This is a genomic window from Streptomyces atroolivaceus, assembly GCF_000717025.1.
GTDB classification, from domain to species: domain Bacteria; phylum Actinomycetota; class Actinomycetes; order Streptomycetales; family Streptomycetaceae; genus Streptomyces; species Streptomyces atroolivaceus.
The window spans coordinates 209,022-221,327 of the sequence record NZ_JNXG01000015.1; the positions used below are offsets into that span (position 1 = coordinate 209,022).

Genomic DNA, 12,306 nt, shown 5'->3' on the forward strand with positions numbered 1-12,306 from the left:
ATCCGGGCCCTCGGTGCGTGCGGTGGCCGTCGGCTCGACGCACGGTGCGCGCCGGGCGCACCGGCAGGGCGCCGGGCGCACACCGCTGCTGCCGTCAGCGGGTGCGCAGCCGCCTCTCCCGGGGGACGCTTGAGAACGTGCAGGATCTTCCCGTCGCCTCTGTCGCCGGCACAGGTTCGGGCACGGAGCTGCTGGACAGCGCCGTCGCCCACGTCGTGCAGGAGACAGGCGCGTCCGTGGCGATGTTGTACCTGCTGCCGCCGGAGGACACCACCCTGCACCTGGCCGTGCTCGCGGGGGTGCCCAGCCAGCTGGCCACCCCGTGGGCCCGGGTCCCGCTGTCCGCCCCGGTACCGGTGGCCGACGCCGTGCGTCTGCGGTGCCTGATCTGGCTCGGCAGCCAGGAGGAGCTTGCGCGCCGCTACCCGCGCCCGGCACTCGTCCTGCCGTACCAGTTCGCTCTGGGTGCCGCCCCGATCCATACCGGCGGCACGGCCCGGGGCGGGCTCACTCTGCTGTGGCCCGGTTCGCACCCGTCGCAGCTGCCGCCCGACGAGCGTGAGGCCGTCGTCAGGGGCTGCCACGGCATCGGGATGCTCCTGCAGCAGGCCGAGAGCAGCGGTTACCCGATCGTGCCCGGCGCCCAGCCACGGGTACTGCCCCCGCCGAAGCCGGCCACCCCCGACCCCGTGGAGGCCACGGCCATCGCGGAGTTCGTCCGGCGGCTGCCCGGCGGGAGCTGCTCGCTGGCGATCGACGGGACGGTCGTCTTCCTCAACGACGCCGCCGCGGCCCTTCTGGGAACCCGGGCCGAGGACGTGATGGGGACGCTGCCCTGGGTTTCTCTCCCCTGGATGAACAACCCGGCGGTGGAGGACCACTACCGGGCCGCCGTCATCGGCCGTCAGCAGACGTCCTTCACGGTGCTGCGGCCACCGGACCGGTGGCTGTCCTTCCATCTGTTCCCGAACGCCACCGGCATCAGTGTCCGGATCGTGCCCACCGTACGGCCCGGGCCCCGCGACGTCCCCGCCCCCGCGCTGCCCACCACCGCCGCCGTTCCCAGCCGTGCCACCGCTCTCTACCACCTGATGCATCTTGCGGCGTCGCTCACCGAGGCGGTCGGCACCGCGGACGTCATCGAGCTGGCCGGCGACCAGCTGATGTCGGCCTTCCGGATACAGACACTCGTGGTCATGACGTCGGTGGAGGGGCGCCTGCGGGTCGAGGGCGGCAGAGGCAGCCATCCGGCGCTCATGGACCGCTTCGACGGCGCCCCCCTGGTGTCGGCCACACCCGCCGCGCACGTGCTGACGACAGGCATTCCCGACTTCTACCCCACCTTCGGCGATCTGGAGCGGGCCTACCCTTCGGCGGGCCTGCGCGACGCCGTGGCCGCCTGCGCGTTCCTGCCGCTGATCGTCTCCGGGCGTCCGGTCGGCTCACTGGTCCTCGCCTACGACAGGCCGCACTCCTTCGAGCCCGAGGAGCGCGCCCTGCTGACGTCGATCGCGGGGCTGCTCGCCCAGGCCCTGGACCGCGCCCGCCTCTACGACACCAAGGACAGGCTCGCGCACAGCCTGCAGGCCCATCTCCTGCCCCAGAGGCTGCCCGCGATCGCCGGTCTGGACGTGGCGGCCCGCTACCTCCCGTCGACCCGCGGCATGGGCATCGGCGGGGACTTCTACGACCTGATCCGGCTCGACGAGACCACGGCCGCCGCGGCCATCGGCGACGTGCAGGGCCACAACGAGAACGCCGCCGCGCTCATGGGACAGGTCCGTACCGCGGTGCACGCCTCCGCGGGGGCCCCGCCGGACGAGGTCCTGGCCCGCACCAACCGGCTGCTCACCGACCTCGACCCCGGCCTGTTCACGAGCTGCCTCTACGTGCACCTCGACCTCGCCGGACACAGCGCCTGCCTGGCCACCGCGGGCCATCCCGGGCCGCTGATGCGACAGCCCGACGGACAGACCGACGTCCTCGAGCTGCCGCCCGGCCTCCTGCTCGGCATCGACCCCGCCTCCCGCTACCCGACGACGCACATCGACATGCCTCCCGGTGCGGCGCTCGCCCTGTACACCGACGGGCTCGTGGAGGCGCCGGGCGTGGACTTCGACGACGCCACCGCCGAACTGGCCGCGCATTTCGCCCTGGCCCTGGACCAGGACATGGAGTCGGTCGCCGACACCCTCGTGCGGTACGCGAATCGGGCCACGCCCGGCACCGACGACATCGCGCTGCTGCTGATCAACGCCCTCCGGCCGGACGGCTGACGACGGCCGACGTGCGGTCCCGGGCGGATTACGGCCGGGCACCTGCGGAGACTCTGCCGCAGGTGCCGGGGATGTGGAGCCCTGAGGTGCCGAGGCGGTGGGGTTCATCGGCACCCCAGGACGTCGCGGGGGTCGTGCGGGGGGGGGCGGGGCGGGCGTGGTGCCGCGGGCACGGGGCGGACTTCAGCTGCCGTAGAGGTCGCCCAGGCTGATGCCGGTGGTGCCGGCAGCGCCGCCGAGCCTGACCTCGTGGTCGAGGCTGACGAACTTGCCGCCCGACTGCCAGAGGGCGGGCTTGAGCAGGGCGTACTTCGCCTCGTCCCAGGTCGCCCAGTCGTAGCCCAGCAGGCCGCCCGTGTCACCGGAGTTGGGGTTGATGCACCAGAAGGTCTGGTGGATGCCGTTCTCCACGATCACATCGCGCAGGGCGGTCATCCATTTCTGGTTCGGGCCGTTGTCGAGGTGACCGCCCCATTCACCGATGAACAGCGGTGCGGTGCCGTCCTTGTGCAGGTAGAGCCAGTTGGGGTCCCAGACGTCGCGCTCCAGCGTGGTGCGGCTCCACTCGCCCTGGAACCAGGGCTGCTGGTGCACCAGAGGTCCGTAGTCGTGCGGGGAGTAGACCAGCTGGTCCTGCTGGGCTCCGAGATCGACCGGGTGGTCCTTCGCCCCGCGCAGGTTTCCGCCCCACCACATGCCGTGGTAGTCGGCCGCCGAGGTGGACGACCAGTTCGCGCCGTCTTTGGGGTAGATCTCGATGCCCTCGCACATGACGAGGACCTTGGGGTTGACCGCGAGGATGCGCTTGCCGGCGGTCTCGCAGGTGTGCTTGAAGTTGTCCTGGTCGGTGGAGCCGTCCCACTTGGCCCGGGGGCTGTCGGACTGCTTGCCGTGCGGCTCGTTCTTGACGTCCATCGCCACGAGCGTGTCGTCCGCCTTGTAGCGGGCGGTCACCCACTCCCAGGCGGAGTAGAACTGCTCGGTGGTGATGGCGCCCTTCCACCACACGGGGTGCACGTGGCCGGAGTTGTCGGCCTCCGCGCTGTGCACGTCGAGCATCACCTTGATGCCGTACTTCTCCGCCACGCCGAGGAACGCGTCGAAGACACCCAGGGTCGTCTTCCCCTGGAGCTCCGGGTTGGCCCAGGTGTTGACCGCGCTGGAGACCGCCGCCTGACCGTTCTTCCACTCCAGGAGGAGCTGGGTCGAGATGGGAACGCGGACGATGTTGATGCCGCGCTCCGCCATCTGCCGTGTGATCGTGTCCAGGTTCGCGGACCACAGCCCATGGAAGACGCGCTCGGTGGCGTTGAAGCCGAACCAGTTGGCGCCCGTCAGCCAGACCTGGTTGCCCTGCTCGTCGACGATCCGGTTGCCCTCGGTGTGCAGCCAGTCCGTGCCGGTGCCGGCAGCGGGCAGGGCCGCCTCACCGGCCTGTGCCGACTGCGCGGCGACCGGGCCGGACAGTGTCATCAGCAGTGCGGTCGCGGTCACGGCGGCGCCGAGCGCCGCAGCCAGCCGTTTTCTCGTCCATGGCTTCATCCGTTGTCGCCTTTCATGGGGGTGGGACGGGCAGCGTGGATGGGAGCGCTCCCATTCCCTTGCCCACATGAAGCCAGCACGACCGATCGACTGTCAATGGACATGACAATCTTCATTTCTTGAAGGCAGGCCCCCTCCCCCACCGCCCGGTATTCCCACGTCGAGTCACTTATTTGAGCGATGTAGACGAAATCTTGCGCAACACCGTGGACTTCTTTACCTGTGTGCTCCTAGCCTGTGGGGCGTCCGAAGAGCCCCTCGAGCCGCAAGGACGACCCACACGTGACCCCACCACTCCCTGGCCCACGTCTGCTCGGACGCTCCCTGTCCGCCTCCCTCGCACTCGCACTCGCCGCCGCGGGCACCGCGGCGGCGGTGGTCCTGGCCGGCGCTCCCCCCGCCCAGGCCGCCGCGGTCCCCGCACCGTCACCCGTCGGGATATCCGGCCGGGGCGCCACCGTCCCGTTCAAGGAACAGGAAGCCGAGTACGCCGCCACCAACGGCTCGCTGATCGGCCCCGACCGCCTGTACGGCTCGCTGCCGTCCGAGGCGTCGGGCCGGCAGGCCGTCACGCTCGACGCCACGGGTGAGTACGTCGAGTTCACGCTCACCGCTCCCGCGAACGCCATGACCTTCCGCTACTCGCTGCCGGACGACGCGGCCGGGACGGGCCGGGACGCCTCCCTCGACCTGCGGGTCGGCGGCTCCTCGCTCAAGAGCGTGCCGGTGACGTCGAAGTACAGCTGGTACTACGGGGGTTACCCCTTCAACAACAACCCGGGCGACACCGATCCGCATCACTTCTACGACGAGACCCGGACCATGTTCGGATCCACCCTCGCCGCCGGTACGAAGGTCCGGCTCCAGGTGACCTCCACGGCCGCGTCACCGTCGTTCACCATCGATCTCGCGGACTTCGAGCAGGTGGGCGCGCCGGTCGGCAAGCCTTCCGGGGCGCTGGACGTCGTGAGCGACTTCGGTGCCGACCCGACCGGTGGCACCGACTCCACCGCGAAGATCCAGGCCGCTGTCGATGCCGGCCGCTCCCAGGGAAAGGAGGTGTACATCCCGCGGGGCACGTTCCAGGTCCGCGACCACATCGTCGTCGACAAGGTGACCCTGCGCGGCGCGGGTCCCTGGTACAGCGTGCTGACGGGACGTCACCCCACCGACCGGAGCAAGGCGGTCGGGGTCTACGGGAAGTACGCGGCACAGGGCGGCAGCAGCAACGTCACCCTCAGGGACTTCGCCATCATCGGCGACATCCGTGAGCGGGTGGACAACGACCAGGTCAACGCCATCGGCGGGGCCATGTCCGACTCCGTGGTCGACAACGTCTGGATGCAGCACACCAAGTGCGGCGCCTGGATGGACGGCCCGATGAACAACTTCACCATCAGGAACAGCCGGATCCTCGACCAGACCGCGGACGGGGTGAACTTCCACTACGGCGTCACGAACTCCACGGTGACCAACACCTTCGTCCGCAACACCGGCGACGACGGTCTGGCCATGTGGGCGGAGAACGTCCCGAACGTGAAGAACAAGTTCACGTTCAACACGGTGATCCTTCCGATCCTCGCCAACAACATCGTCACATACGGCGGCAAGGACATCACGATCTCCGACAACGTCATGTCGGACACCGTCACCAACGGCGGCGGACTGCACATCGCCAACCGCTATCCGGGAGTCAACTCGGGCCAGGGAACGGCCGTCTCGGGAACCCACACCGCAGCGCGCAACACCCTGATCCGGACCGGGAACAACGACTTCAACTGGCGCTTCGGCGTCGGCGCGATCTGGTTCAGCGGTCTCAACGAACCGATCAGCAACGCGACGATCAACATCACAGACAGCAAGATCCTGGACAGTTCCTACGCCGCGATCCATCTGATCGAAGGGGCGAGCAACGGACTGCACTTCGACAACATCAAGATCGACGGCGCGGGCACGTACGCACTGCAGATCCAGGCCCCGGGCACGGCCTCCTTCGACAAGGTCGTCGCGACGAACATCGCCCAGTCCAACCCGGTCCACAACTGCGTCGGCAGTGGCTTCCGGATCACGCAGGGCACCGGCAACTCGGGCTGGTACGCGAACCCGCCCGCCTGCACGGGTGTCTGGCCCGACCCGGTGTGGACCAACGGAGGGGTCCCCGGTGGCGGCGGACCCACGGACCCGACCGATCCCCCGGACCCGACGGACCCGCCCGAGGAGACGGGCAACCTGGCACAAGGGCGCCCGGTCACGGAGACGAGCCACGCCGATGTGTACGGCGCCGGCAACGCGGTGGACGGCAACGCCGACAGCTACTGGGAGAGCCGTAACAACGCCTTCCCGCAGTCCGTCACCGTGGACCTCGGTGCCGCCAAGGCGGTCGAGCGGCTGGTGCTGAAGCTGCCTCCGGCCGCCGCCTGGGCGACGCGCACCCAGACGATCGGTGTGACGGGCAGCACCGACAACTCCGCCTACAGCACGCTGAAGGCGCCGGCGGGCTACACCTTCAGCCCGTCGGGCGGTAACACCGCGACGGTGACGCTCACCGGGGCACCCGTCCGGTATCTGCGCCTCACGTTCACCGCGAACACCGGCTGGCCCGCGGGTCAGCTGTCCGAACTGGAGGCCTACACCCACTGACCGCACACGGACGGGCCCGGCCTGCGCGGCCGGGCCCGTCGCTGTGCGGGGAGGGTCAGGGCTTGAGCGTGAAGGACTCGGCGGCCGGGGCAACCTCGGCCGGGCGGACCACCTTGAGGCCGCCGGGGGTCTTGGCGTCCGGCTTCATGACGACGGTCTCCCGGGTGGAGGGCGCCGCCGGGTCGGTGAAGTCGTGCGAGATCCCGAAGTCGGCGCCGAAGTCCTTGATGGTGAGCAGGGCCTTGCCGACACCCTCACGGGTCAGGTCCTTCGACTCGCAGGCCTTCTTCAGTGCCTCGCCGAAGACGGTCGCGGCGTTGTATCCGGCGATGACGCCGTTGTCGAGGCCGTCCTTCGGGTACTTGGCTCCGTAGGCCTTGGAGAGCTTCGCCGGGCCTGCCGCCGCGTCACCGATGGGCAGGGTGGAGGAGCCGATGTAGTAGTCCTTCTGCAGGGCGGCGCCCGCCTGGGTCGCCAGGAGCTGCGGGGCGTACGCCGAGTTGTTGCCCACGACCGGGACGTCGAAGCCCGTGGCCGCGGCGACGCCGACCAGGGAGGCCGCCTGACGCGGACCCGCGCTCACGACGACCGCCTTCACGCCGGCCTGCTTGAGCGCGGAGACCTGGGCGGTCATGTCGTTGTCGGTCGGCTTGATCTTCTGCTCCACGACGGTGAGGCCGGCTTCCTGAGCCGCGTGCTTCGAGCCGGCCAGGGCGTTCTCGCCGTAGTCGCCCTCGAAGTACACATGGCCGATCTTGTCGCCCTTGGCGATGCGCTTCTCGTCGAGCAGGAAGTCGATCAGGTTGATCGTCTCGACGTCGTAGGTGGCGCCGATGACTCGGACGTACTCGGATCCGACGAGGTTCGCCGACCATGCCTGGGGCAGCACGATCCCCTTGTCCTGCCCGTCGATGCGCGACTCGACGGCGGAGACGAACGGGGAGCCGATGAACTGGGTGAAGCCCAGCACGTCCGGTTCCAGCTCGGTGTAGGCGCCGATCGCCTTCTGCGGGTCGTATCCGTGGTCACGGACGGTCAGTTCGATCTGCCGGTCGCAGATGCCGCCGGCCTTGTTGGTCTCCTCCACCCAGAGCTGCTGGGCCTGGGTGACGCTCTTGCCCAGCGAGGCGTACACCCCGGTCATGTCGGTCAGGGCACCGAGGGTGATCTTCGAGTCGGTGACGCCCTCCCCGGTCTTCACACCGTTCTTGTCCGCGGCGCCGTCGTCGGACGACTTCGCCTTCTCGCTGCATCCCGCGAGGGTGAGGGTGAGAGCCGCGACAACGGCTCCGACAACACGTAGCTTCATTTCTTCTTCTCCCCTGGAGTCTTCAGACGCGCAATGCCGCCGGGCAGGAACAGGACGACCGCGACGACCGCGGCGCCGTACAGATAGCGGGACGCCTCGCCCGGTGCGATGCCGCCCGTACCAGGGGCGGACACCAGGGGGAGGGAGTCGCTGTAGTGGGTGAGCACCTGCGGGAGCAGCGACACGAACGCGGCGCCGATGACGGCCCCCGCGACGCTGCCCAGCCCGCCGATGACGATCATGGCGAGGTATTCGAGGGACAGGATCATGCCGAAGTACTCGGGCACGGTCCGCTGGAAGACCAGCGCGAGCAGGACGCCCGCGAGGCCCGCGTACATCGAGGACAGGACGAAGACACCGGCCCTGTACCTGGCCACCGGCACGCCCATGACGCCGGCGGCGATCCGGTGGTCCCGGATGGCGTTGAGGGCCCGGCCGGGCCTGCCGCGCAGCACCCCGCGGGCGAAGAGCCCGCTGGCGAGCAGGGCGGCCAGTCCCAGGTACCAGAGCTTCTCGGACGACTGGAAGGGCACGGCGGCGACGACCACCTCGGCGTCGTCGAACGTGAACCCGAAGAGCGAGAGGGGCGGCACCGGGCGGCCGTTGAAGCCGCCGGTGAGCGAGCCCGCGTTGAACAGCACGTGCTGGCCGATGAAGATCAGCGCGAGCGTGGCGATACCGAGGTAGGCGCCGCTCAGCCGCCCCGCGATGGGGCTGAAGAGTCCGCCCGCCGCGCCCGCCAGGAGCACGGCCAGGACGGCCGCGAGCCAGGTGGGCAGGCCGAGGCCGGTGAGGGCGTGCCCGTTCTCCGTGCTGCTCTCCCCGCCGAGGATGCAGTAGCCGTACGCGCCCACCGCGAGGAAGAAGGCGTGCCCCATGGAGAGCTGGCCGGTGGAACCCGTGAGCAGGTTGAGCCCGATCGCCCCGATCGCGGCGGCCATCGCGAAGAGTCCGGCCTGGAGCCAGAAACGGTCGAGGTAGAACGGGAAGAGGAGGAGCAGGACCGATCCGGCGAGCCAGAGGTACGGGGCGGGCCGGCGCAGCCGGTCGGTGAACGACGTCCCGGTGGCGGTGGCCCCGGCAGGGGCCGGTGCGACGGCGTCCTTGGTGGCTTCAGACACGGGACAGCTCCTTCGTGCCGAAGAGTCCCGCCGGCCGGATGAGCAGGACGACCACCATCACCAGATAGGGCGCGAGATCACCGATGCCGCGTCCGAGGAAGGAGAGGTCGCCCTGGTAGCCGGTGGCGAGTGACTCGGTGACTCCGACGACGAGCCCTCCGACGAGCGCCCCGGTCGTCGAGTCGAGGCCTCCGAGGATCGCGGCGGGGAACGCCTTGAGCGCGGCGAGTGAGGTGGCCCGTTCCAGGCCGGGGGTCGGGAACACGGTGAGGAAGAGCGCGGCGACGGCGGCGAGTGCTCCGGCGACCGCCCAGGCGGAGAGGGAGACCCTGCCGAGCCGGATGCCCATCAGCGCGGCCGTCTGCGGGTTCTCGGCCGCTGCCCGCATGGAGACGCCCCACGAGGTGAAGCGGAAGGCGAGCAGGAACACCGTGATGAGCAGCCCCGCGACGAGGAACGCCGCGATGCGGGTCTCGGCCAGGGTGACGCCTCCGATGGTGACGACGTCGTCGCCCCACGGGTCGCCCAGCGACATGACGTCCGTCCCCATGCGCCGGACGAGTTCGGTGGTGAGGAGGATGTCGACGCCGATGGTGACGATGGCCAGGACGCTCTGGTCGCTCCCCCGGTAGCGGCGCATCACGAAGAACTCGACCGCCGAACCGACGACGGCCGCGCCCGCGATCCCGACGCCGAGCGCCGGCCAGAAGCCGATGTCGTCGTGGAGCACGGCGGTGACGTAGCCGCCGGCCAGGAGCAGCGAGGCGTGGGCGAAGTTGACGACCTCGGTCGCCTTGAAGATGACGACGAAGCCCAGGGCGATCAGTGCGTAGACCGAGCCGATGGAGAGGCCGCCGAGTAGGAGTTCGATGAAGGTGGTCATTCCTGTGCCCCCAGGTAGGCCTGCACGACGGCCGGGTCGTTCTGCACCTCGGCGGGCGTGCCACCCGCGATCCTGCGTCCGAAGTCGAGTACGGTCACGGCGTCCGCGAGCCGCATCACCACCCCCATGTCGTGTTCGACCATGACGATCGAGATGCCGAGGCTGTCGCGCACACCGGCGACGACGGCCGCGGTGCGCCGGCGCTCGTCGGCGGTCATGCCCGCGATGGGCTCGTCCAGGAGGAGGACCTTCGGCTCCATGCACAGGGCGCGGCCGAGCTCGACGAGCTTCTGCTTCCCGTACGGGAGGGCACCTGCGGGGAAGTCGAGTTCCTTCTCCAGGCCGATGAACCCGGCGATCTCACGCACCCGTTCGAGATGCCGGTGGGCCTCGCGGGTCGCGGAGGGCAGTCTCAGGCCCGAGGCCACGAAGCCGGCGCGGGTGAGCCGGTGCCGGCCGAGCAGGAGGCTTTCGGCGACGGTGGCGTGCGGTGGCAGGGCCAGGTTCTGGAAGGTGCGGGCCACTCCGAGGTCGGCGATCCTGTGCGGGGCCAGACCGGTGAGCTCGGTGTCACCCAGGTGCACGCTGCCCGAGGTGGCGCGGTAGACGCCGGAGAGCACGTTGAAAGTGGTGGACTTGCCCGCGCCGTTGGGGCCGATGACGGCGTGCACACTGCCCGGCTCGACGGTGAAGGACACCGCGTCGAGGGCGGTGAGCCCGGCGAAGCGTACGGTCACGTCGCGCACGGCGAGGGGGGCCGGGGCGGTCGTCACGCGGACCACCTGCTCAGGGTGCGGGTGACGCCTTCCGCCTGGGCCGCGTCCTCGGCTGCCGTCTCGTCGACGACACCGAGATAGCGGCGGCGTACCTCGTCGGACGCGGCGAGCTCGTCGGCCGGGCCGTCGAGGGCGACCTCGCCGACGTCCAGGACGTACGCCGTGGAGGCGAGCCGCAGCGCGATGGCCGCGTTCTGCTCGACGAGCATGACGGAGGTGCCGCCCGCGTTGATCTCCTGGACCGTCTCGGCGATCTTCGCCGCCATCAGCGGGGCGAGGCCGAGGGACGGCTCGTCCAGCAGCAGCAGCCTGGGGGCGGCCATCAGGGCCCGGCCCATCGCCAGCATCTGCTGCTCACCGCCGGACAGCAGACCGGCCCTCTGGTGGGCGCGCTGGGCGAGCACCGGGAACAGTTCGTGTACGCGGTGGAGGGCGGCGGCCGCTGCCTTGCGCCCGCCGCGTGCTCCGAGTGCGCCCGCCCGCAGGTTGTCCGCCACCGTCATCCGGGCGAAAACCTGCCGCCCCTCCGGCACCTGGATCACTCCCGCCGCCACCACCTGGGCGGGGCGGAGCCCGTCCAGGGGACGGCCGTCGAAGCGGATGGTGCCCGTGCCCGTGCCGCGGTGGAAGCCGAGGGTCCGCGATACGGCCCGCAGCAGCGTGGTCTTGCCGGCGCCGTTGCCACCGAGTACCGCGGTGATCGCGCCGGCCGGCACGTCGACGGAGACGTCGCGCAGTGCCCGTACCGGGCCGTAGCCCACGGACAGTTCGCGGATCTCGAGCGTTGCCATGCGTCCTCCTCCTTCCGACTGGTCGTTGTGGTGCCACAGACCAGCAGCGGGCACGGCGCGCGTCCACGGCCCCGGGCGCAATCGCTGCGGGCGACCAGTCTTCGAACGGCCCGGTTGTGCGCGTGCACAGAGGGAGGTGACGCGCCCTCGTCCCCGGCACGGCCGGTGGCATCCTCACCAGCCATGAGCGGCTCGGCTGCGGGACGGAGCGAAGACATGCGGCGGCGCAGTGACGAGCGGGGCCGGGCACTGCTCGACGCCCTGCTGGAGGGCCGGCCGGACCCGGGTCTCGCGGCGCGCGCGGCGAGCGGTCTCGACCTGCCGGAGCAGGGCCGTTACGCGGTGGCCGTGCTGCGGGCGGGCGGGGGCGGGCCTGCGGCCGTGGCGATGGAGGCGGAGGGGCTGCGCTTCTTCCGGCGGGAGCGGGCGGATCGCGAGGTCGTCGTCGTCGCCCTGGGTGACCGGGATCAGGCGGCGCTCACCGCACTCCTGGTGCGGTGCTGTCAGGGCCCCGGCGGAATCGGCCCGGTGTCCGACGGCCTGGCGGGGCTGGGGGCGGCCCGCCGGCTGGCCGAGGTGGCCCTGCTGACGTGTCCGCCCGGCACGACGGAGATCGTGCGGCTGGAGGAACGGCTGCCGGCTGCGCTGCTGGTGAGCCAGCCCGAACTGGCGGCCCGGCTGGTCACGGATGTCTTCGGCCCGCTGCTGGCGCTGGCCCCGGCGGACCGGGCGCTGCTGGTGCGGACGCTCGAGGCGTGGCTGGAGTGCGGTGGGTCGGCGGGGCGGGCGGCGGGGCGGCTGTACTGCCACCGCAACACCGTCCTCAACCGCTTGCGGCGGCTGGAGCGGCTGACGTCGCGGTCGCTGTCACGGCCGCGCGAACTGATCGAGATGATGCTGGCGCTGGACGCCTTCAGGATGACGGCGCCGCAGCTGTGAGGGGTGCCGCGCGGCCCTGCGGAGCCGGA

9 protein-coding genes are annotated in these 12,306 nt (G+C 70.7%); 3 read left to right on the forward strand and 6 right to left on the reverse strand.

Features of this window, described 5'->3' with window-relative positions:
• The first annotated feature begins 137 nt into the window (after nt 1-137).
• Nucleotides 138-2,276: a SpoIIE family protein phosphatase gene (locus tag OO67_RS25820; RefSeq protein ID WP_033303852.1), complete on the forward strand. Its 2,139-nt coding sequence runs from the start codon at nt 138-140 to the stop codon at nt 2,274-2,276.
• Nucleotides 2,277-2,459: 183 nt separating this feature from the next.
• On the opposite strand, the gene OO67_RS25825 is transcribed toward OO67_RS25820, so the two are convergent.
• The gene (locus tag OO67_RS25825) at nt 2,460-3,818 is read right to left on the reverse strand and encodes a glycoside hydrolase family 5 protein (RefSeq protein WP_033303854.1); all 1,359 of its coding nucleotides are present in this window, start codon (nt 3,816-3,818) and stop codon (nt 2,460-2,462) included.
• Nucleotides 3,819-4,100: 282 nt separating this feature from the next.
• Here OO67_RS25825 and OO67_RS25830 point away from each other — a divergent pair, with 282 nt between their 5' ends.
• The gene (locus OO67_RS25830) at nt 4,101-6,458 is read left to right on the forward strand and encodes a galactose-binding domain-containing protein (protein WP_033303856.1); all 2,358 of its coding nucleotides are present in this window, start codon (nt 4,101-4,103) and stop codon (nt 6,456-6,458) included.
• 55 nt (nt 6,459-6,513) lie between these two features.
• Here the strand turns inward: OO67_RS25830 and OO67_RS25835 are convergent, their stop codons facing one another.
• The 5 genes from OO67_RS25835 to OO67_RS25855 are packed head-to-tail and all read right to left on the reverse strand — an operon-like array spanning nt 6,514 to nt 11,338.
• Complete coding sequence (locus OO67_RS25835) at nt 6,514-7,767, reverse strand: ABC transporter substrate-binding protein (protein ID WP_033303857.1); 1,254 nt, start codon at nt 7,765-7,767, stop codon at nt 6,514-6,516.
• Nucleotides 7,764-8,888, reverse strand: coding sequence for a branched-chain amino acid ABC transporter permease (locus OO67_RS25840; protein WP_033303858.1), 1,125 nt, complete (start codon nt 8,886-8,888; stop codon nt 7,764-7,766). The genes OO67_RS25835 and OO67_RS25840 overlap by 4 nt, the downstream gene beginning before the upstream one ends.
• Nucleotides 8,881-9,771: a branched-chain amino acid ABC transporter permease gene (locus tag OO67_RS25845; protein WP_033303859.1), complete on the reverse strand. Its 891-nt coding sequence runs from the start codon at nt 9,769-9,771 to the stop codon at nt 8,881-8,883. Before OO67_RS25845 ends, OO67_RS25840 begins: the two co-directional genes overlap by 8 nt.
• Nucleotides 9,768-10,544 carry an ABC transporter ATP-binding protein gene (locus tag OO67_RS25850; RefSeq protein ID WP_078598299.1) on the reverse strand — a complete coding sequence of 259 codons (777 nt, stop codon included), beginning with the start codon at nt 10,542-10,544 and terminating at the stop codon, nt 9,768-9,770. Before OO67_RS25850 ends, OO67_RS25845 begins: the two co-directional genes overlap by 4 nt.
• A complete protein-coding gene (locus OO67_RS25855; RefSeq protein ID WP_033303862.1) occupies nt 10,541-11,338 on the reverse strand; it encodes an ABC transporter ATP-binding protein in 798 nt (265 codons plus the stop codon). Before OO67_RS25855 ends, OO67_RS25850 begins: the two co-directional genes overlap by 4 nt.
• 216 nt (nt 11,339-11,554) lie before the next feature.
• On the opposite strand from OO67_RS25855, the gene OO67_RS25860 reads away from it, so the two are divergent.
• Nucleotides 11,555-12,277 carry a helix-turn-helix domain-containing protein gene (locus OO67_RS25860; RefSeq protein WP_033303864.1) on the forward strand — a complete coding sequence of 241 codons (723 nt, stop codon included), beginning with the start codon at nt 11,555-11,557 and terminating at the stop codon, nt 12,275-12,277.
• Nucleotides 12,278-12,306: the final 29 nt, after the last annotated feature.

What these genes read in the sequence shown, in the direction of transcription:
- OO67_RS25845 (WP_033303859.1), bottom strand. Translation starts at nt 9,771, where the DNA reads ATGACCACCTTCATCGAACTCCTACTCGGCGGCCTCTCCATCGGCTCG.
- OO67_RS25860 (WP_033303864.1), top strand. Translation starts at nt 11,555, where the DNA reads ATGCGGCGGCGCAGTGACGAGCGGGGCCGGGCACTGCTCGACGCCCTG.
- OO67_RS25835 (WP_033303857.1), bottom strand. Translation starts at nt 7,767, where the DNA reads ATGAAGCTACGTGTTGTCGGAGCCGTTGTCGCGGCTCTCACCCTCACC.
- OO67_RS25825 (WP_033303854.1), bottom strand. Translation starts at nt 3,818, where the DNA reads ATGAAGCCATGGACGAGAAAACGGCTGGCTGCGGCGCTCGGCGCCGCC.
- OO67_RS25855 (WP_033303862.1), bottom strand. Translation starts at nt 11,338, where the DNA reads ATGGCAACGCTCGAGATCCGCGAACTGTCCGTGGGCTACGGCCCGGTA.